The 19,904-nt window shown below is 70.8% G+C and carries 23 protein-coding genes; 5 read left to right on the top strand and 18 right to left on the bottom strand.

Going from position 1 to position 19,904, the window contains the following annotated elements:
• Positions 1-39: 39 nt before the first annotated feature.
• Positions 40-885: an SDR family oxidoreductase gene (locus AB0K52_RS07195; RefSeq protein WP_363527423.1), complete on the top strand. Its 846-nt coding sequence runs from the start codon at positions 40-42 to the stop codon at positions 883-885.
• 249 nt (positions 886-1,134) lie between these two features.
• On the opposite strand, the gene AB0K52_RS07190 is transcribed toward AB0K52_RS07195, so the two are convergent.
• From AB0K52_RS07190 to AB0K52_RS07175, 4 genes are all read right to left on the bottom strand, one after another.
• Positions 1,135-1,704, bottom strand: coding sequence for a hypothetical protein (locus AB0K52_RS07190; RefSeq protein ID WP_363527421.1), 570 nt, complete (start codon positions 1,702-1,704; stop codon positions 1,135-1,137).
• Positions 1,701-2,204, bottom strand: a complete 504-nt coding sequence (locus AB0K52_RS07185; RefSeq protein WP_363527418.1) for a phage holin family protein — start codon at positions 2,202-2,204, stop codon at positions 1,701-1,703. The genes AB0K52_RS07190 and AB0K52_RS07185 overlap by 4 nt, the downstream gene beginning before the upstream one ends.
• Before the next feature lie 22 nt (positions 2,205-2,226).
• A complete protein-coding gene (locus AB0K52_RS07180) occupies positions 2,227-2,559 on the bottom strand; it encodes a plasmid stabilization protein (protein WP_363527415.1) in 333 nt (110 codons plus the stop codon).
• 279 nt (positions 2,560-2,838) lie between these two features.
• Positions 2,839-3,351: a DUF4383 domain-containing protein gene (locus AB0K52_RS07175; protein WP_363528364.1), complete on the bottom strand. Its 513-nt coding sequence runs from the start codon at positions 3,349-3,351 to the stop codon at positions 2,839-2,841.
• A 206-nt stretch (positions 3,352-3,557) separates the two neighbouring features.
• Between AB0K52_RS07175 and AB0K52_RS07170 the strand changes: the two genes are divergently transcribed.
• From AB0K52_RS07170 to AB0K52_RS07155, 4 genes are all read left to right on the top strand, one after another.
• Positions 3,558-5,399, top strand: a complete 1,842-nt coding sequence (locus AB0K52_RS07170) for a transketolase (RefSeq protein WP_363527412.1) — start codon at positions 3,558-3,560, stop codon at positions 5,397-5,399.
• Between the two features lie 76 nt (positions 5,400-5,475).
• Entirely contained in the window at positions 5,476-5,892 is a 417-nt protein-coding gene (locus AB0K52_RS07165) for a CBS domain-containing protein (protein WP_363527409.1), read from the top strand.
• Between the two features lie 173 nt (positions 5,893-6,065).
• Positions 6,066-6,632, top strand: a complete 567-nt coding sequence (locus tag AB0K52_RS07160) for a hemerythrin domain-containing protein (RefSeq protein ID WP_363527406.1) — start codon at positions 6,066-6,068, stop codon at positions 6,630-6,632.
• Positions 6,633-6,776: 144 nt separating this feature from the next.
• Entirely contained in the window at positions 6,777-7,331 is a 555-nt protein-coding gene (locus tag AB0K52_RS07155; protein ID WP_363527403.1) for a hemerythrin domain-containing protein, read from the top strand.
• Between the two features lie 44 nt (positions 7,332-7,375).
• Here AB0K52_RS07155 and AB0K52_RS07150 read toward each other — a convergent pair whose 3' ends face one another.
• The 14 genes from AB0K52_RS07150 to AB0K52_RS07085 all read right to left on the bottom strand — a co-directional run bounded on the left by AB0K52_RS07150 (position 7,376) and on the right by AB0K52_RS07085 (position 19,583).
• Positions 7,376-8,191 (bottom strand): SigB/SigF/SigG family RNA polymerase sigma factor, encoded by an 816-nt coding sequence (locus tag AB0K52_RS07150; protein ID WP_363527400.1) that lies wholly within the window; start codon positions 8,189-8,191, stop codon positions 7,376-7,378.
• A gap of 270 nt (positions 8,192-8,461) precedes the next feature.
• On the bottom strand, positions 8,462-10,198 hold the full coding sequence (locus AB0K52_RS07145; protein ID WP_363527397.1) for a methylmalonyl-CoA mutase family protein: 1,737 nt from the start codon (positions 10,196-10,198) through the stop codon (positions 8,462-8,464).
• A 271-nt stretch (positions 10,199-10,469) separates the two neighbouring features.
• A complete protein-coding gene (locus AB0K52_RS07140; protein WP_363527394.1) occupies positions 10,470-10,871 on the bottom strand; it encodes a Rid family hydrolase in 402 nt (133 codons plus the stop codon).
• A gap of 17 nt (positions 10,872-10,888) precedes the next feature.
• On the bottom strand, positions 10,889-11,617 hold the full coding sequence (gene priA / locus AB0K52_RS07135) for a bifunctional 1-(5-phosphoribosyl)-5-((5-phosphoribosylamino)methylideneamino)imidazole-4-carboxamide isomerase/phosphoribosylanthranilate isomerase PriA (protein WP_208494027.1): 729 nt from the start codon (positions 11,615-11,617) through the stop codon (positions 10,889-10,891).
• A 1-nt stretch (position 11,618) separates the two neighbouring features.
• Entirely contained in the window at positions 11,619-12,233 is a 615-nt protein-coding gene (gene hisH / locus AB0K52_RS07130; RefSeq protein WP_363527391.1) for an imidazole glycerol phosphate synthase subunit HisH, read from the bottom strand.
• Between the two features lie 9 nt (positions 12,234-12,242).
• Positions 12,243-12,401: a hypothetical protein gene (locus AB0K52_RS07125; RefSeq protein WP_363527388.1), complete on the bottom strand. Its 159-nt coding sequence runs from the start codon at positions 12,399-12,401 to the stop codon at positions 12,243-12,245.
• Positions 12,398-13,006, bottom strand: a complete 609-nt coding sequence (gene hisB / locus AB0K52_RS07120) for an imidazoleglycerol-phosphate dehydratase HisB (RefSeq protein ID WP_363527385.1) — start codon at positions 13,004-13,006, stop codon at positions 12,398-12,400. Before hisB ends, AB0K52_RS07125 begins: the two co-directional genes overlap by 4 nt.
• On the bottom strand, positions 13,003-14,115 hold the full coding sequence (locus tag AB0K52_RS07115) for a histidinol-phosphate transaminase (protein ID WP_363527382.1): 1,113 nt from the start codon (positions 14,113-14,115) through the stop codon (positions 13,003-13,005). Before AB0K52_RS07115 ends, hisB begins: the two co-directional genes overlap by 4 nt.
• A complete protein-coding gene (hisD, locus tag AB0K52_RS07110; protein WP_363527379.1) occupies positions 14,112-15,422 on the bottom strand; it encodes a histidinol dehydrogenase in 1,311 nt (436 codons plus the stop codon). Before hisD ends, AB0K52_RS07115 begins: the two co-directional genes overlap by 4 nt.
• Before the next feature lie 45 nt (positions 15,423-15,467).
• A complete protein-coding gene (locus AB0K52_RS07105; RefSeq protein ID WP_363527376.1) occupies positions 15,468-16,184 on the bottom strand; it encodes a hypothetical protein in 717 nt (238 codons plus the stop codon).
• 73 nt (positions 16,185-16,257) lie between these two features.
• On the bottom strand, positions 16,258-17,358 hold the full coding sequence (locus AB0K52_RS07100) for a chromosome partitioning ATPase (RefSeq protein ID WP_208494016.1): 1,101 nt from the start codon (positions 17,356-17,358) through the stop codon (positions 16,258-16,260).
• 253 nt (positions 17,359-17,611) lie between these two features.
• Complete coding sequence (locus AB0K52_RS07095) at positions 17,612-18,562, bottom strand: RluA family pseudouridine synthase (RefSeq protein ID WP_363527373.1); 951 nt, start codon at positions 18,560-18,562, stop codon at positions 17,612-17,614.
• Entirely contained in the window at positions 18,559-19,203 is a 645-nt protein-coding gene (gene lspA / locus AB0K52_RS07090; protein WP_363527370.1) for a signal peptidase II, read from the bottom strand. Before lspA ends, AB0K52_RS07095 begins: the two co-directional genes overlap by 4 nt.
• Positions 19,176-19,583 (bottom strand): TraR/DksA C4-type zinc finger protein, encoded by a 408-nt coding sequence (locus AB0K52_RS07085; protein WP_363528361.1) that lies wholly within the window; start codon positions 19,581-19,583, stop codon positions 19,176-19,178. The genes lspA and AB0K52_RS07085 overlap by 28 nt, the downstream gene beginning before the upstream one ends.
• Positions 19,584-19,904 lie beyond the last annotated feature (321 nt).

Genomic DNA, 19,904 nt, shown 5'->3' with positions numbered 1-19,904 from the left:
GGCCGCGCCGCGGCCGGGCTGGAGCGGAAGGACGATCCGATGAGCAAGCCGGGACAGCAGCAGGAACCCCCCGGAATGACCGAGGAGATGACCCCGAAGCCCAAGGACGCCATGGAAGGTTACGAGGGCCGCGGGCTGCTCAAGGACCGCCGCGCGCTCATCACCGGCGGCGACTCGGGGATAGGCCGGGCCGTCGCGATCGCCTTCGCGAAGGAAGGCGCCGACGTCGCCATCGCGTACCTCGACGAGCACGAGGACGCCGAGCGGACCGCCGAACTCGTCGAGGCCGAGCACCGCCAATGCGCGCTGCTCCCGGGCGACCTCGCCGACCGCGACCACTGCCGGGAAGTCGTCGACCAGACCGTCAAGGCCCTCGGCGGACTGGACCTGCTCGTCAACAACATCGCGACGCAGACACCCGTCGAGCGGCCCGAGGACATCACCGACGAGCAGTGGGAGCACACGTTCAACGTGAACATGCACAGCTTCCACCGCGTCACCAGGGCGGCGCTGCCGCACCTGGGCGAAGGCGACGCGATCGTCAACTGCGCCTCCGTGAACGGACTGCGCGGCAATAAGACGCTCATCGACTACTCCGCGACGAAGGGCGCGATCATCGCCTGGACGTACTCGATGGCGCAGGCGCTCGCGCCGCGCGGCATCCGCGTCAACTGCGTCGCGCCGGGCCCGGTCTGGACGCCGCTGATCCCCTCCACACTGCCGGAGGACCACGTCGAAGGCTTCGGCGACAAGACGCCGATGGGCCGCCCGGCCGAACCGGACGAACTCGCGCCCTCGTTCGTGTTCCTCGCCGCCAACCGCATGTCCTCCTTCATCACCGGCGAGGTCATCGCCGCCCTCGGCGGCGAGACCATGCCCGGCTGACCAGCGGAAACGACACGTGCCGCGGCCGTTCTCGGCCGCGGCACGAACGCGCAGGTCGACCGCGGCGCGCCGGAAACGGTCGTACCCGTCGGTGAGGTTGCAACCGGGGGCCGGGGCGGGTCTCGGCGACGCTTGCGAGCCGTCGATTTGCACCGTTGCCCGATTCGCCGGGACCCTCCGTTCACGTCTCCCGCCCGCACAGGCGGAACGGCGGGCCATGGCCCGCCGTTCCGCGCCTCAGGCGTCGACTCACCGGTGGGTGAGCCGGCGCATCGCCTTCTTGCGCTGCCGCTGCACGGTCCTCGCGGCCGAACCGAAGACGTCCTTCGCCGCGGCCCAGCGCTTGCGGGCCGCCTTCCGCGCCGCCTTGCGCCGCAGCTCGCTCATCTTCATCGCCTCGCGGGCCGCGTCGCGCGCGGCCTTCGAAGACCTGCGGTGGTCGCGGTACATGTGCACCCCGATCACCGTCGCCGTCGCCGCCCCGGCCGCCGCGATCGCCACCGTGAACGGGTGGCGCCGCACCGGCGTGAACGGCCCGTGGGCGTGCGCCGCGTCAGGGTCGAGCCCCAGCTTCGCGCGCAGCTCCAGCACCGAGTCGTTGACCCGCTCGCGGGTCCGCTCGGCGTCCTTCTCCAGTTCCGCCCTGGACTTGTACTGATCGGCCTCGGCGTCCTGGAGCGCCCATTCGCGCTCGTGCTCCAGGTCCGACTCGCTCGGCGCCTCCACGTTCGGCCAGTACGGCATCGACACCGAAGGCGGCGGCGCGAGCCCGACTCCGGGCGGAATCGGTCCGCCCGTCGGTCCTGGCATGCCGCTCATCGGTCCATCCTCCCTCGCAGGGCCCGGGCGTCCTCCCGGACGTGCTCCATGGTCTCGTCGGGGACCGGCGGCAGCGCCGCGCGCAGCTTCGCGCGCCCCACCAGCGCGAAGATCCCCGCGAGCGCGAACAGGGCCACGCCCGTCACGATCGCGGCCAGCCACGCGGGCCACACGAGCGCGAGCGCGATGCCCGCCGCGAGGGCCAGCGCCGCGCCGCCGTAGATCGCGATGACCCCGGCGAGGGCGAACATGCCGCCGCCGAAGGCGCCGCGTTTGGCCTTGTCGCCGATCTCGCGTGCGGCCAGTCGGGCCTCGACGCGGGCCAGGTGCGCGACCTCTGACGTCAGGTCGCCCACGATCTGGCCGACGGACCGGTCGTGTTCGTTCAAGTCGTGACGGCCCCAGCCGCGCCTGCCCTGGCGGGTGTCGCGGTCGGCCCATTCGTGCTCGCGCTCGGCGGCGCGGATGGCCGGTGCCTCGGGGTCGTGTCGGACCTCCATGTCGTCACCTCTCTCCGCCGGCTCACTTGCGCCGGTCGACGGCGCGTTTGAGCTCGGCCTTGTTCATCTTGGATCGGCCTTCGATGTTCATGCGGCGGGCCTCTTGGTAGAGCTGCTCTTTGGTGCGGCCCTTGGGGCCCGAGTGCGAGCGCTGTCCTCCGCGCTTGGAGGACGACATGTCCTTGGTGGAAGTGCGGCTGGCCGTCTTGGTCTTGCCCTTGCGGGCGCGTTCCTTGTTGACGGTCCGCGCGGCCATCTCCTCGGCCCGGTCGTGTCCCATGCCTCGGTCTTCGGCCTGGTCTCGGATGTGCTTGTACTGGCGTTCTTCCTTGTCGCTCCATTGCCGCTGCGGCATGGCGTTCACCTCCACGGTGTCCGGTTTCGCCCGGCTGCGATGAGGTTCGGGTTCCCCGCCCGGGTTCGGTGAAAACCTGGCCGGGGGGCGGCGCGCCTGGTGGGGCGCGGGCGCATATTTCGGGGCGGGTCGGGTAGTCCTTCCCGGCAAGCGAGGCTTGCGGGTCAACTCCCGTCGGTCGGCGCGGTCTGTTAGAGGGCTGCCGTGCCTGGTCGGCGGAGCACCGAGAGAGAACGGCGCTTCGGGAATCCGTCCCGAAGCGCCGTTGCGCGTGCGCGGTCAGCGGGCGGCGCCGCGGTTGGTCTCGCCGAAGTCGCCTTCGCCGCGGGCCTCGCTCTCCTTGGGCAGCTTGGAGTGCAGGAGGAGGCCGAGCGCGATCATGAGGAGGCCGAGGCCGAGGTGCAGCCAGTCGTCGGCCGTGTTGGCGGGCAGGAAGTTGCCCGCGTGCTCGTCGCCGACGGGGAAGCCGTACAGGCCGAGGAGCAGGTAGAGGACGCCGCCGCCGATGAGGTACCAGCGGGCGGTCCTGACGGTCCAGGCCATGAAGAGGCCGAGGACGCCGAAGACGAGGTGGACGAGGTTGTGCAGGACCGAGACCTGGAAGACGCCGAGGAGGTGGGCCTCGGAGTCGGTTCCGGAGAAGGTCATGCTGGAGAAGTCCTGGGTGATGCCCGGGAGGAACCCGAGCACGCCGACCACCACGAACACGAGGCCGACCCCGGAGGCGCCGTCCTGGATGGCGGTGGTGCGCCGACGTTCGGCCTCCCACCAGTGGTGTCCGGTGGTGGACATCGGGTGCGAGTTCATCGTTCCCTCCTCGAAGTGTGTGAGCGCGCCGCCCGCCCGCCTATGGGCATCCCAGGCGAGGCGGCGCGCCGCGGGGTCCGTCGGACCCGCGTTGCGGGGGTACCCGGGCGGGGCGCGGCGACACCCGGTTTCGGGCGGGTGAGCACGGGTAGTCCTGGCGTTCAGGGACTTGACACACAGGAGGAGCAGCCGTGAGCGTCATCGAGGCCCGCACGAGTGACATCGCCGAGCTCGGGCAGCAGCTGCGCGTGGACGCGGTGCGCGCGTCGGCCCGGGCGGGGTCGGGGCATCCGACGTCGTCGATGTCGGCCGCGGATCTGATGGCGGGGCTGCTGGCGGGGCATCTGCATTACGACTTCGAGCATCCGCATCTGCCGGGGAACGACCGGCTGGTGTTCTCGAAGGGGCACGCGTCGCCGCTGCTGTACGCGATGCTGCACGCGGCGGGCGTGATCGACGAGGAGCATCTGCTGACGTACCGGAAGCTGGGTTCGGACCTGGAGGGGCATCCCTCGACGCGGCTGCCGTGGGTGGACGTGGCGACGGGGTCGCTGGGGCAGGGCCTGCCGATCGGGGTGGGCATGGCGCTGGGGGCGCGGTTGTCGGGTTCGCCGGCGAAGGTGTGGGTGCTGTGCGGGGACGGCGAGGTCGCGGAGGGCTCCATGTGGGAGGCGTTCGCGGCGGCGGCGGATTTCGGGCTGGGGAACCTGTGCGCGATCGTGGACGTGAACCGGCTGGGTCAGACGGGGCCGACCCGCTACGAGTGGGACACGGCGGCGTACGCGGCGCAGATCGGCGGGTTCGGCTGGCACACGGTGGAGATCGACGGGCACGATCCGGCGCAGATCGACCGGGCGTATGCGGCGGCGGAGCATGAGGGTTCGCGGCCGACGGCGATCCTGGCGCAGACCCGCAAGGGCAAGGGCGTGGCGGCCGCGGAGGACAAGGAGGGGCTGCACGGGAAGCCGCTGGACGAGCCGGAGAAGGCGGTGGTGGAGCTCGGCGGGGTGCGTGAGGCGCGGGTGCGGGTGAATCCGCCGCGGTCGAGCGAGCCGCGGCAGTCGCAGCCGTCGCGGGTGGTGGAGCGGCCGTCGTTCCCGGTGGGCGGCAACGTGGCGACCAGGGACGGGTTCGGTGCGGCGCTTGAGGCGCTGGGCGACGCGAACCCGGATGTGGTGGTGCTGGACGGCGAGGTCGCGGACTCGACGCGGACGGCGGCGTTCAAGAAGGCGTTCCCGAACCGGTTCTTCGAGTGCTACATCGCCGAGCAGCAGATGATCGGCGCGGCCGTGGGGCTGCAGACGCAGGGGTGGATCCCGTACGCGGCGACGTTCGCGGCGTTCTTGACGCGGGCGCACGACTTCTTGCGGATGGCCGCGATCGGCGGCGCGGACCTGCGGGTGGTGGGTTCGCATGCGGGGGTGTCGATCGGCGCGGACGGGCCGAGCCAGATGGGCCTGGAGGATCTGGGGATGTTCCGGGCGCTGTGGCGCAGCGTGGTGCTGTACCCGTGCGACGCGAACCAGTGCGCGCATCTGACGGCGACGATGGCGGACCTGCCGGGGATCAGCTACCTGCGCACGACGCGCGCGGCGACGCCGGTGATCTACCGGCCGGACGAGTTGTTCCCGGTGGGGGGGAGCCGGACCCTGGTGGGTTCGGCGCATGACAGGGCGGTGATCGTGGCGGCCGGGATCACGGTCTCGGAGGCGTTGGGCGCGGCGGAGCGCCTGGCCGACGAGGGGATTCCGGTGCGCGTGATCGACGCGTATTCGATCAAGCCTTTGGACGCGGCGGCGATCCGCCAGGCCGCCGCGGACACCGGCCGGGTGCTCACGGTGGAGGACCACTGGCCGGTCGGGGGTCTGGGGGACGCGGTCTTGGAGGCCGTGGCCGGGCAGATCCCGGATGTCCGTTTTCACAAGCTGGCCGTGCGCGGCATGCCCGGTTCGGCCGGGCCGGCCGAGCAGCTGGCTGCGGCCGGGATCGACGCGGCCGCGATTGTGCGGGCCACGCAGCGGCTCGTGGCCTGAGAACTGTCAAAACGCCGCAAAGGAAAGTGACGCGAACGATACTCGTGTCAACGGCTCAACGAAGGAGACGAGCAGCATGGCAACCGCACGCGACCTCATGCACACCGGGTGCACCTGCGTCAAGAGCAATGACACGGCCGCCAACGCGGCCCGGATGATGGCCGAACTGAACGTCGGCTCCATGCCGATCTGCGGCGCGGACGACGACAAGCTCCACGGCATGGTCACGGACAGGGACCTGGTCCTCCAGGTCATGGCGAAGGGCCATGATCCGGAGTCGTACACGGTCGACCAGCTGCCGCAGCAGCACCTGATCCTCGCCGACGCGAACGAGGACGTCGACGTCACGATCGCGAAGATGAAGGAGCACCAGATCAACCGGCTTCCGGTGATCGACAACGGCCGCCTGGTGGGCATCATCTCGATCATGGACGTCGCCCATCACATGCCGGAGTCCGTCACCGGCAGTCTCGTGGACGCCATCAAGTCCTGACGCCCGACCGGGCGGACCGGGAGTCCCTGGGACGCAAGACCACAGGGGGGTGGGGCGCCGCCGCGGCTTCGGCCGCGGCGGCGCTGTCTCGTGTGCGGCCGGGCACGGCAGGTGTTTTGCCCTGCACAGCTCGGGTATGCCCTGTATCGGATCGATCGCACAAGGGAGGACCGATGCCTTACACCGAGGCCGACACCGACTTGATCGATGTCATCATCAAGGACCACCGCCATTTCGAGGCCGTGTTCACCGAGCTCGAGACCCACACCGGGATCGGCTACGGCCGCAAGGACCTCGTCGACCACGTCATCGCCGAGCTCGTGCGCCACGAAGTGGCCGAGGAGCAGTTCGTGTACCCGGTCGCGCGCGACCGGCTCAAGAAGGGCGACGAGATCGCCGACCACGAGATCGAGGAGCACGCCGCGGCCGAGGAAGTGCTCAAGCAGCTCGAGGGGCTCGAGCCGGACCACCCGCGGTTCGAGTCGCTCGTCAAGAAGATGATCGACGACGTGCGGCACCACATGGACGAGGAGGAGCGCGACCTCCTGCCCCGCCTGCGCGAAGTCTGCGACGAGGAGGAGCTGCAGGACCTCGGCCACAAGGTGCTGGCCGCCAAGGAGTTCGCGCCCACCCGGCCGCACCCGCACGCGCCCGACAAGCCGCCGGCGAACCTCATCCTGGGTCCCGGGATCGGCTTCATCGACAAGATCCGGGACACCCTGCGTCACCGCGACGTCTAGCGTTCGCGAGGCCGCCTGCGCCGCGCGGCCCGGATACCGCGCCGCGCCGCGCCGCCTCGACCTTCACGCCGTGCGGGCAGCGCTCCGCCTGGTTTCGCCGGACCGACTCCGGGTACGCCGGAGGCCTGAGGTGAGGAGGCGGCCATGACGCACAACGACCACCACAACGTGATCCGGGTTCTCGCGGACGACTACCAGGCGATGGAGTCGGTGTTCGAGGAGCTCGAATCGCACCAGGGCCCGCCCGAGCAGCGGAAGGACCTGGCCGACCACGCCCTGTCGGAGGCGGTCCGCCAATGGACCGCCGAGGAGCGGTACGTCTTCCCCGAGGTCCGCAAACGGGTCCCGGACGGCCGGAGACTGGTGCGGCACGAGATCGACGAGCACCACCGGATCGACGGGCTGCTGAAGGACCTGGAGGTGTTCGGGCCCGAGCATCCGCATTTCGAGCAGAAGCTGCACCAGTTCATCGACGACTACCGCCACCACGCGCAGGACGAGCGGCTCGAGCTCGTGCCGAGGCTCCAGGAGTCATGCAGTGAGGCCACGCTGGACGAGCTCGGCGACAAGCTCCTGCGGACCAAGGAGACGGCCGCGACCCGACCGCATCCGCTCGCCTCGCAGACGCTCCCCGCGTCTCGGGTATTGGAGCCCGGTGCGGGCTTCATCAACCGCATCCGCGATTCGATCAGGCCGTGAGCATGCCTCGGCCCGGCCCTCGCGGGCCGGGCCGAGATGCGCGGTCAGAACGCGGTGTGGTGCGGGTCGGCGGCCGTGTCGAGGCCCTCCCGCAGATCCTCCAGCGTCCGGTGCAGGAGGCGGGAGACGTGCATCTGCGAGATGCCCACCTCCTGTGCGATCTGCGTCTGCGTCATGTCGCCGTAGTACCGCAGCGCCAGGATCTTGCGCTCCCGCTGCGGGAGCTCCTGGATGAGCGGCACCAGTGATTCGTGGTTCTCGACGAGTTCGAGGGCGACGTCCTCCTCGCCCACCGATTCGGCGAGCGTCGTGCGCTCTCCGTCGGCGAACGGCGGCTCGTCGAGCGAGACCGCCCGGTAGGCCTGCCTCGCCTCGTACCCTTCCTGGACCTCGGCGACCGTGATGTCCAGATGCTCGGCCATCTCCTCGTCCGTCGGCGGCCGCCCCAGGCGCTGCGACAACTCGCCGCCCGCCTGGTTCAGGGCGATCCGCAGCTCCTGCAGCCGGCGCGGCACGCGCATCGGCCAGCTCGTGTCGCGGAAGTGCCGCCGAACCTCGCCCATCACGGTGGGCACGGCGTAGGAGAGGAAGTCCGCCCCCTGCTCGGGGTCGAAGCGGTCCACCGCGTGGATGAGGCCCACGGAGGCGACCTGAACGAGGTCGTCCTTCGCGATGCCCTTCCCGGCGAACCGCTGCGCTATGTGCTCGGCAAGGGGAAGATGTCCGGTGACGAGTCGGTCGCGGACCTCTGCCCGCCGCGGGTCGTCGTCGTCGAGGGAGGCCAGCTCCTTGAACAGCGGCGCCAGGTGGCCGTACTCGTCCGATCCCTTGCGCTTGCTCTTCGATCGATTGTCTGCCATGCGATCGCCCTCCTGTCCAGATGGACATCGGTTGGAAGCATGTTCGCCCGCTCGGGGCCCTGACGCTTCTCATTGTAAGACTGATTGCGGGCCAGAGGCAATGATTGAAGGTGAATTACGGATCAGTTACTGGATACCGGATTCTAGAGGATATTAACCCCAGATACCGCGAATCTTGCCGACCGGAGTACCCGAACGCTTCGCATTGAAACATGTGCCTGTGTCTGCAATCACTCGTCCTTGAAATTCATTGGGCTGCAATGGGAACGGTCAGAGTCCAGTGGTCTCGCGGTACTCACCCCACTCCTCGCGCAGCACCCCGCAGATCTCCCCCAGGGTCGCCTCGGCGCGCGCCGCCGCCAGGATCGGCTCGATGAGGTTCGCCGTTCCCTTTGCGGCCGTGACGATGTCGGCCAGCGCTCGCGCGACGGCGGCATTGTCGCGGTCGGCGCGGCGGCGTCCGAGCACGGCGTTCTGCTCGCGTTCGACGTCGCCGGAGATGCGCAGGATCTCCAGATCGGGGGTGACGGTGTCGTGGAGTTCGGTGACGCCGACGATGTGCTTGGTGCCGTCTTCGAGCTGCTGCTGGTAGGTGAAGGCGGCCTCGGCGATCTCGGCGTTGAACCAGCCGTCCTCGATCCCTTGGAGGATGCCGGAGGTGACCGGGCCGATGTCGTGGCGGCTGCCGGTTCCCATGGCGGCCATGGCCACCGATGCGGGGTCGCTGCCGGCCTCGCCGCCGAGGGCGAGGATCTGGAGGAAGATCTTCTCGGCTTCGGCTTCGATCTTGTCGGTGAGGGCCTCGACGTACCAGGAGCCGCCGAGGGGGTCGGCGACGTTGAGGACGCCGGTCTCGTCGCGCAGGACGGACTGGGTGCGGAGGGCGATCTCGGCGGACTGGTCGGTGGGGAGCGCGAGCGTCTCGTCGAGGGCGTTGGTGTGCAGTGAGTTCGTGCCGCCCATGATGGCGGCGAGGGCTTCGACGGCGGTGCGGACGACGTTGTTGTAAGGCTGCTGGGCGGTGAGGGAGACGCCGGCGGTCTGGGTGTGGAAGCGGAGCCATTGGGCGCGGTCGGTCTTGGCGCCGTAGACGTCGCGGAGCCAGCGGGCCCAGATGCGGCGGGCGGCGCGGAATTTGGCGATCTCCTCGAAGAAGTCGATGTGGGCGTCGAAGAAGAACGAGAGGCCGGGGGCGAAGCGGTCGACGTCGAGGCCGCGCGAGAGGCCCAGTTCCACATAGGAGAATCCGTCGGCGAGGGTGAAGGCGAGTTCCTGCGCCGCAGTCGATCCGGCTTCGCGGATGTGGTAGCCGGAGACGGAGAGCGGCTTGTAGCGCGGGATGCGCTCCGCGCAGTACTCCATGAGGTCGCCGATGAGGCGCAGGTGCGGCTCGGGCGGGAACAGCCACTCCTTCTGGGCGATGTACTCCTTGTGGATGTCGGTCTGGAGGGTGCCGTCGAGGGTGCCGATGTCGACGCCTTGGCGTTCGGCCGCGGCGAGGTACATGCAGAAGATGGGGACCGCGGGGCCGGAGATGGTCATGGAGGTGGTGACGCCGCCGAGGTCGATGCCGGCGAAGAGGCGGTCCATGTCGGCGGTGGAGTCGATGGCGACGCCGCAGTGGCCGACCTCGCCGAGGGAGGCGGGCTCGTCGGAGTCGCGGCCCATGAGGGTGGGCATGTCGAACGCGACGGAGAGGCCGCCGCCGCCCGCCTTGAGGAGCATCTTGTAGCGGGCGTTGGTCTGCTCGGCGTTGCCGAAGCCCGCGAACTGGCGGATGGTCCAGGGGCGGCCGCGGTAGCCGGTGGGGTAGAGGCCGCGGGTGAAGGGGAACTCGCCGGGCCAGCCGATGCGGTCCATGCGGGGGTCGGCGACGCCTTCGGGCGGGCCGTAGACCGGTTCGGTCTCGAGCCCGGAGAGGGTGGTGAAGTCGGCCTCGCGCTTGGCGGCCGTCGCGTAGCGCTTGGCCCAGCGCTCGCGGCCTTCGGCGATCGACTCAGCGTCCACGGTGACACCCCATTTTCGGTCGTTCGTGCCGTGCGGGGCCGCCGTTGGCGCGGGCTCGTGGCCCGCGGACTCCGATGCGGCCGCTTCGGCGAGCCCCGGTCAGGCTCACGGCCAATACTACTGAACGATCGTTCAGGAGCATAGGATCGCCCACCCTCGGATCATCGCATGCGGATCGGGGGCGTCTGCGCGAATCGGGCGCCTGGTGGTCCCCTGGTTTCCAGTTTCCCGGAAAGGTCCGACATCGCGGTTGAAGCGAGGCGCGCTCGCGTCAGTCGATGTCGCGCCAGGCGCGGAACGCCTCGAGTTCGACGGCCACGAGCTGGCCGGGGTGGAAGAGTCCGTTCACGATCACGACGGTGGCGGTCGGCTTGACGACGCCGAAGAACTCGCCGTGGACCCGGCCCACCGGGTCGGCGTGGGCCGGGTCGGTCACGTACAGGCGGGAGCGCACGACGTCGGAGACGCCGGCCCCGGCGTGGACCATGGCGTCCAGCGCGGTCCGGAAGGCCTCGCGGGCCTGCCCGGCGGCGTCGCCCTTGAGGTGCGGCCGGGCCTCCACGTCGGCGGTGCAGGCGCTGGTGACCACCAGCGGCCCCACCGCGACCGCCCGCGAGTACCCGTAGAGCTGCGCCCACGGCCCGGTCTCCGGTACCCGTTCGACCAATGCCATGCGCGCCTCCCCGGTGGTTAGAGTCCCTTCAACAGGTTCAACGCCTCAGCGACCGTGAAGTTACGCTCGTACAGCGCCGTTCCCACGATGGCGCCCTCGACGCCGATCCCGGTCAGGCCCGCCAAAGCGCGCAGGTCGTCGAGGGAGGAGACGCCGCCGGAGGCGATCACGGGCTTGTCCGTGGCCTCGCAGACCGAGCGCAGCAGGTCCAGGTTCGGGCCCGAGAGCATGCCGTCGCTGTTCACGTCGGTGACGACGTACCGCTCGCAACCGGCGCGCTCGAGCCGCTCCAGGGTCTCGAACAGTTCGCCGCCCTCGCGGGTCCAGCCGCGGGCGGCGAGGCGGCCGCCCTTCACGTCGAGGCCGATCGCGACGCGGTCGCCGTACTCGCCGCAGATGCGGTCGCACCATTCGGGGTTCTCGAGCGCGGCGGTGCCGATGTTGACGCGGCGGGCCCCGGAGTCCAAGGCGCGCTTGAGCGTCTCGTCGTCGCGGATGCCGCCGGAGATCTCGACCTGCATGCCGACCTTGCCGACGACCTCGGCGAGCAGCTCGTGGTTGGTGCCGCGCCCGAAGGCCGCGTCGAGGTCCACGAGGTGCAGCCACTCGGCGCCCTGGCGCTGCCATTCGAGGGCGGCCTCGATCGGGTCGCCGTACGCCTTGCCGGAACCGGCGACGCCCTGGACGAGCTGGACGGCCTTGCCGCCGGTGACGTCGACGGCGGGGAGCAGTTGGAGTTCGGTCATGTCAGAGATCCTTGATCCAGTTGGACAGCAGCGCGTACCCGGCGTCGCCGGACTTCTCGGGGTGGAACTGGGTGGCGGCCACGGAGCCGCGTTCCACGGCGGCGACGAACGGCTCGTCGTGGGTGCAGATCGCGGCCAGCGCGCCGGGGGGCACGGTCTTGGCGGCGTAGGAGTGAACGAAGTAGAACCGCTCGGCGGGGTCGATCCCCGCGAACAGGCGCATCCCCGCGTCCGCTTCGACGGTGTTCCAGCCCATGTGCGGGATGCGTTGCGCGGCGAGCTGTTCCACGACGCCTTCGAAGACGCCGACGCCGCGGGTGCGGACGCCGTGCTCGACGCCCTCTTCGAACAGGACCTGCTCGCCGACGCAGACGCCGAGGACGGGGGCTCCGGCGGCGGCGCGTTCGCGGATGACCGCGTCGACGCCGTGCTTGAGGATGCCTTCCATGCAAGCGGCGTAGGCGCCGACACCGGGCACGAAGAGGCCGTCGGCGCGGCGGGCCGCGTCGAGGTCGCTCGTGAGGGTCACGTCGCCGCCGGCGCGTTCGAGCGCGCGGAACGCGGACCGGAGGTTCCCCGACCCGTAGTCGAACAAGGCCACCGTGGGTTTGGTCATCGCTGTCCCCTAGCCGTAGATGAGGTAGAGGCCGCCGAGGAACGCGGCCGCGGCGAGCACCGCGACGACGATCGCGGCGGCGCGCTTCTCGCTCCTGCGCAGGCTCACCGAGCCGCCGACGAGGATGCCGGCGAGCGCCATGAGCAGGATCGGGCCCGCGTAGCTCACAGCACGCCCTTGGTGGAGGGGATGTCGGTGCCGTCGATGCGGGTGGCGTACTTCAGGGCCCGGGCGAGGGCCTTGAACTGGGCTTCGATGACGTGGTGCGCGTCGGGCTTCTGGCCGGGGTTGGAGGCGCGCAGCACGGTGACGTGCAGGCAGATCCGGGCGTGGTACGCGAAGGACTCGAGGATGTGGCGGGTCATCGAGGTCGGGTAGTCCGTGCTGATCATCGGCGCGATGTCGACGGGCTCCTCGTGGACCATGTAGGGACGGCCCGAGAGGTCGACGACGGCGCGGGCGAGCACCTCGTCGAGCGGGACGGAGGCGTCGGCGAAGCGCACGACGCCGGCCTTGTCGCCCAGGGCCTCGGCGAAGGCCTGGCCGAGCGCGATCGCGGTGTCCTCCATCGTGTGGTGCGAGTCGATGTGGAGGTCGCCCTTGACGGCGATCTTGAGGTCGAAGCCGCCGTGCTTGCCGAGCTGGTGGAGCATGTGGTCGTAGAAGCCGACGCCGGTCGAGACGTCGACGGTCTTCTCGGTGCCGTCGAGGTCGACGTAGACGTCGACGCTGGTCTCGCCGGTGGTGCGGACGATGTGCGCGGTGCGGCTCACGGTTGTTGCTCCTGCAGGTCGAACATGTCGGGTCGCTGCTCGATCGCCTGGTCGAAGGCGTCGAGCAGCGCGGTGGTCTCGTCCTCAGTGCCGGCGGTGATCCGGAGGCGGCCGGGGAGGCCGACGTCGCGGATGAGCACGCCCTGGTCGAGGATGGCGCGCCAGACGGCCGCGGCGTCGCGCAGTCCGCCGACGAGCACGAAGTTCGCGTCGGAGTCGGCGACGGGGAGTCCCTTGGCGCGCAGGTTCTTCACGATGCGGTCGCGCTGGTGCTTGAGCTCGTCCACTTCGGCCTGGAGCTGGGCGGCGCACGCGAGCGCGCCGCGCGCGGCGGCCTGGGTGATGCTCGAGAGGTGGTACGGCAGGCGCACCAGCAGGAGCTTCTCGACGAGTTCGGGGTCGGCGGCGAGGTAGCCGACGCGGGCTCCCGCGAACGCGAAGGCCTTCGAGAGCGTGCGGGTGACGACGAGTCGCTTGCGGCCCTCGAGGCGGCCGAGCGCGGTCGCGTGCGGGTCGCGGGCGAACTCGGCGTAGGCCTCGTCGATGACGACGATGCCGCGGGCGGCCTCGTACGCGGCCTCGATGACCTCGGCCTCGAGCGCGGTCCCGGTCGGGTTGTTCGGCGATACGAGGAAGACCAGGTCCGGGTCGTGCAGCCGGATCGCGTCGGCGACGAACGCGGGGCTGAGCGTGTAGTCGTCCTCGCGTCCGGCGTCGACGAAGGCCGTGCCGGTGCCGCGGGCGAGCAGCGGGTGCATCGAGTAGGAGGGCATGAAGCCGAGGACGGTGCGGCCGGGCCCGCCGAAGGCCTGCAGCAGCTGCTGCAGGATCTCGTTGGAGCCGTTGGCGGCCCACACGTGGTCCGCGGTGAGCCCGTGGCCCAGATAGGCCGCGAGGTCGGTGCGGAGGGCGATCGCGTCGCGGTCGGGGTAGCGGTTGAGGCCGCGCAGCTCCCGCCCGATGAACTCGGCGACGACGGCCGCCACGTCCTCGGGGATCGCGAACGCGTTCTCGTTGGTGTTCAACTGGACCGGCACGTCGAGCTGCGGGGCGCCGTAGGGCGACTGCCCGCGGAGGTCCTCGCGCAGCAGGTTCTCGATCTCGCTCATTTCGACTCGAATCTCGCCGTCACGGCCTCGCCGTGCGAGGGCAGGTCCTCGGAGTTCGCGAAGGCGACCACGTCGTCGGCGACGGCGGCGAGCGCTTCGCGGGTGTAGTCGATGATGTGCACGCCGCGCAGGAACGTGTGCACGCTGAGGCCGGCCGAGTGGCGGGCGCACCCGCCGGTGGGCAGCACGTGGTTCGATCCGGCGCAGTAGTCGCCGAGGGACACCGGCGAGTACGCGCCGACGAAGATCGCCCCGGCGTTGCGGATGCGCAGCGCCACCTCGCGGGCGTCGGCGGTCTGGATCTCCAGGTGCTCGGCGGCGTACGCGTCGGCGACGGCGACGGCCTCGTCGATGTCTGCGACGAGGATCGTCCCCGACTGCTCCCCCGCGAGCGCGGTCTGGATGCGGCCCGAGTGGCGCGTGTCCGGCACGCGGCGCGCCAGCTCGTCGTCCACGGCGTCCGCGAGGTCGGCCGAGTCGGTGATGAGGACCGACGCGGCGGCCGGGTCGTGCTCGGCCTGGCTGATGAGGTCCGCGGCGACGTGCCCCGGGTCGGCGGTCGCGTCCGCGATCACCGCGATCTCGGTGGTCCCGGCCTCGGCGTCGATGCCGACGAGGCCGCGCACGGCCCGCTTCGCGGCGGTCACGTAGATGTTCCCGGGCCCGGTGACCATGTCGACCGGCGCGCACTCGTCCGTGCCGTAGGCGAACATGGCGATCGCGGCCGGTCCGCCGACCGCGTACACCTCGTCGATGCCGAGCATGCCGGCGACGGCGAGGATGCCCTGGTCGGGCAGGCCGCCGTTGTGCTTCTGGGCGGGGGACGCGAGCGCGATCGAGCCCACCCCGGCGATCTGGGCCGGGACGGCGTTCATGATCACCGAGGAGGCGAGCACGGCCAGGCCCCCGGGCGCGTACAGGCCCACGCGGCCCACCGGCAGGTACCGCTCGGTGACGGTGCCGCCCGGCGCGACCTCGGTGACGACCTCGGGGAGGCGCTGGGCCTCGTGCGCGGCGCGCACCCGGTCGATCGAGGTCTGGTAGGCGCGGCGCAGCTCGGGGTCGAGCTCCTCGACGGCGGTCTTGATCGCGGCGTCGGGGACGCGCAGGTGCTCCAGACGCACATGGTCGAAGCGCTCGACGATGTCCACGACCGCGGCGGTCCCGCGATGGGCGATGTCGTCGATCAGCGGCTGGACCGAGCGCAGGGCTTCGTTGACGTCGAAGGCGGCGCGCGGCATCAGCTCGCGCAGGGCGCGGGCCGAGTAACCGGGTACTTCTCCTGAAAGGTCGATGCGTCTGAGCACGGTCCAAGCGTAGTTGCCCGGCTTTCCAGGTCAAAAGGCATACCGCTATTCGGGAGCGTCCGTTCGAAGGCTGGGCCGACGTGACCAGCCTGCGATGACGGTGTAAGTGAAGGTCGCGGCGAGGGCCATGACCGCCAGGGCACCGAGCTGGAGCGCGTCGAGCGCCGATGTGAAGTTGCCGACCTTCAGCGCCGCCCACGCCGCGGCGGGGTCGAGCCCGGTGAACAGCACCGACGGCGGCCGCCACATGTGCGCGCCCACGGGCGCGCGCTCGACCGAGTCCCAGAACCGCTGCCACTCGTTCGCGCCGATCTTCCACGCCACGACCTGGCAGCCGATCGAGCCGATGACCAGGCCCAGGAGCATGAGCGGGCCGCGCCGGTCCCGCATCGACGTCCACGAGAAGATCGCCGCGAGGACGCCGAGGACCAGACCGATCCCGGCGAACACGAGGTCGCCTTCGACATAGGCGCTCGGGTACGTCTCGATCGAGGCCCAGGCGCCCTCGAGCACCACGAACTCCACGCGCGGGGTGACGATCTGCCACAGCATCGCGGCCGGGAATCCGAGCGCGGTCAGGACCACGGCGAGGAACCCGGCGGCGGCCAGGTCGCGGCCGATGGTCCGCTCCGAGCGCTCGCGCCCGCCGTACGTCGTCGTGTTGCCGGAGCGGGCTCCGCCCGCGGGGGCGACGGCCGCGCCCTCCCTGCCCGCACCGTCGTCCGGACGGAGGTTCACGGTGCGCTCGGCGTCGTCATTCACGCCTGGAATCCTGCCACAGCGCCGCCCGCGCCCGGCAGGGATGTGCGGGAGCGGACGGTGCGGAAAGCGGTCGTTACAGACCGTCGACAATGGTCGCGGCGGCCTCGAACCAGGCGGCGCGGGTCTCCGGGCGCAGCGCCGAGAACTCGATCTTCGCGCCCGGCTCCAGCGACGGGTCGTACGGCACGACCGCGCACGCGCGCGTGCGCTGCGCGAAGTGCCGCTGCAGGTCGTTCAGGAGCGGCCCCGGGTTCGGGGTCGGCATCGACAGCAGGGTCACCGCGTTCTTCACGAGGTTCCCGTAGCCGCCCTCCTCGAGGTGGTCGAGCATCCAGTCCGCCGAGAACGCCGCGTCCTCGCGCGGCACCGTCGTGACCACGAGCCGGTCCACCGAGGAGACCACGGTGCGCCAGTTGGGCGACTCCACGTTGTTGCCCGTGTCGATGCAGACGATCCCGTGCGTGCGGGTCAGGATGTCGAGCACCCGCAGGACCGTCGTCGGGTCCAGGCGGCGCTGCAGTTTCGGGTCCTCGTCGCCCGCGAGCACGTCGAACGAACCGTCCGAGGAGTGGCGCAGGAACTCGTCCAGGTGCTCCGGCAGGTGCACGCCGGCGGCCTCGACCTGGTCCAGGTGCTCCACGAGGTGGCGGATCGTCCGCCCGTGCCGCGCCGACCCGGCCCGCAGGCCCAGGGTGCCGCGCAGTTCGTTGTCGTCCCAAGCGATCACGCCGCCGTTGCGGGCCGTGCCCATCGCGGCCGCCGACAGCACCGTGGCCGTCGTCTTGTGCACGCCGCCCTTGGGGTTGATGAAGGCGATGACCCGGCTGCGGCCCAGGTCCCGGCGCAGGCGCTGCAGCGCCACCGGGCTCGGCTCGACCGCCTGCTGGCGGCGCGGCTGCGGCGGCAGCCCCTGCTGCGGCGGGCGCACCTGTCCCGAGAGCTGCGAAGCGCTCGGCGGCGTCTGCGTCGCCACGGGAGGACGGCGGCCCGCGGTGGGCACCGAGTAGTGCGGCTGGCCCGGCGGCGGGCCGACCGGCGGCGACGGATAGGTCTCGCGCGGCGGCGGCGTCGGGGTCTGCTGCGCGCCTCCGGCGCGGCCGCGACCGCGCCCCAGGAGCTTCTGCCAACGGGAACCGTCTGACCGGTCGTTGCTCCAAGCTTCGGGCGTGTTCACCCACAACCTCCTCTCGGGCGGACCGAGCTGCGGCTCGCAGCTGCTCTCAAGCCGACTCGGGCAACGCCGCACCGACCGGAATCCATTACCACCCGCGACTATTAGATCACGACGATCCCTCAAGGCCCGCTGCGAATCGCGGGCCCGGAGACCCCGGGGTGAGGCGTGCGTTACGCCCGCGGCGGCGGTGCCGCAGGCGCCGATGCCGAGTCTGCTGAGGGCCTTGCTTCTCAGGACCCAGTCTAATGGCTCCCTAGGAGTCGTCTCGCAACCGCGCCAGTGCCAATTCGAGGTCGGCCGGGTATTCACTCGTGAAGGTGACCGTCCGGCCCGTCACCGGATGCGCGAACTCCAGCCGGTACGCATGCAGCCATTGGCGAGTGAGGCCCAGGCGCTCGGCCATCTTCGGGTCCGCGCCGTACGTCGCGTCGCCCACGAGCGGATGCCCCAGCGCCGAGAAGTGCACCCGGATCTGGTGGGTCCGGCCCGTCTCCAGCCCGATGTCCATGAGGGACGCGCCGGGGAAGACCTCGATCGTGTCGTAATGCGTCACGCTCGGCTTGCCGTCGGCGACGACCGCCCACTTGTAGTCGTGGCGCGGGTGCCGCCCGATCGGCGCGTCCACCGTCCCCGACAGCGGGTCCGGATGCCCTTGCGCGACAGCGCGGTAGCGCTTCGAGACCCGGCGCTCCTTGAAGGCGCGCTTGAGCTCCGAGTACGCGGCCTCGCTCTTCGCGACCACCATCAGGCCCGAGGTGCCCACGTCGAGCCGGTGCACGATCCCCTGCCGCTCGTCGGGACCGTGGCTCGAGATCCGGTAGCCCGCGGCGGCGAGACCGCCGGTCACGGTGGGACCGGTCCAGCCCGGGCTCGGATGCGCCGCGACCCCGACCGGCTTCATGACCACCACGATGTCGTCGTCGTCGTAGACGATGTCCATGCCCTCGACCGGTTCGGCCGGGCGCACGAGCAGGTCCTCCGGCGGCGGCGGCAGCACCACTTCCAGCCACGCCCCCGCGCTCACCCGCTCGGACTTGGTCTGGCACGGCGCCCCGTCGACCGTCACGTCCCCGGCCGCGACCAGCTCGGCGGCCACGGTCCGGGACAGCCCCAGCAGACGCGAGACGACCTGGTCGACCCGCTGGCCCTCGAAGCCCTCGGGGACCGGCAGCGCCCGGGTCTGGCGCGCGGCGAGGTCGCTCATGCCGCGGCCTCCTTCTTCCGGCCGTCCTCGCGCGGCTCCGCCTTCCGGGACGCCGGCGAGAAGCCGCGCCCGGTCAGCTCGAGCAGCACGATCAGCACCACGCCGCAGCACAGCGCCGAGTCGGCGATGTTGAAGATCGGGAACGCCTGCGCGTCCGGCTTGAACACGCTGATGAAGTCCACGACGTGCCCGTGCGCGAACCCCGGCTCCCGGAAGTACCGGTCCACGAGGTTGCCCGCCGCGCCGCCCAGCACCAGGCCGATCGCGACCGCCCACACCGGGTAGACGATCCGGGTCGACAGCCCGATCAGGAACACCACCACCGCCGAGGCGATGATCGTGAAGATCCACGTGTAGTCGGTGCCGAGGCTGAACGCCGCCCCCGAGTTCCAGGTCAGGTCCAGGTAGACGAGGCCGCCCAGGATCCGCACCGGATCGGCCGGGTCCAGGTTCGCCTCGGCCAGGTTCTTGGTCCACTGGTCCAGACCGATCGCGAACGCCGCTATGAGCAGCGCAGCGATCATCAGCCCGGGCCGTCGCGCGGGTCGGGGGTCTTCAGGGGTGGTCTCGTCGGGACCCGGACCGTTGGCGGTCTCGGGCGGCGTGTCCTCGCTCAGCGTCGCTCCTCCAGCTGTTTGCAACCGACGTCGAGGGTAGCCGACGGGAACGCGGCCAACCGCGCCGCCGGGATCGGTTTACCGCACTTCTCACAGAAGCCGTAGGTGCCCTCGTCGAGGCGTTCGAGCGCGTGGCTGACCTGCCGGATGCGCTCGGAGAGCGAATCGGCCACCGCGACCTCGTGCTCGTGCTCGACGGTCTTCGAACCGGAGTCGACCTGGTCGTCACCGGCCGTGTCGCTCAACCGCTCGCGCTGGGCGAGAGTGATCGAGTCGCTGTAGCGCTGCTGCTCCTCGACGAGCTCGTCCAGCCGCTCCTTCAGCGCGGCCCGCAGTTCGGCCTGCTCGCTCTCGGTGCGCAGCTGCTGCGCCTCGGCCTCCTCGGCCGTCTCCTCTGCCTCCACCGCGGGGGACGCGGGCGGGGCCTGCTTCGCGGCCTTCTTGGCGGTCGTCTTCTTCGCGGTCTGCTTCACCGCCGCCGCGGGCGCCTTCGCCGCGGCCTTCTTCACCGCCGCCTTCTTCGCCGGGGCGACCGCCTTCTTGGCGGCCTGCTTCTGGGTCTTCTTCGCTGGACTCATGACGCGCCTCTGGAGGGGTATGTCGGCTCGGGTTCCGGTGGCGTCACGGCAGCGCGGCGCCGCGGCTGCGGCCCGCATCGGGTGTTCGGCATGGCGTCTCCCGAAATCGCGTACTCGTGACGGCCTCGTCGAAACGAGGACAATGCG

It is taken from the genome of Glycomyces sp. NPDC049804, from assembly GCF_040674615.1.
Taxonomy (GTDB): domain Bacteria; phylum Actinomycetota; class Actinomycetes; order Mycobacteriales; family Micromonosporaceae; genus Glycomyces; species Glycomyces niveus.
Note: the sequence above shows the minus strand (reverse complement) of the source record. Positions and strands in the feature narration are given on the sequence as shown.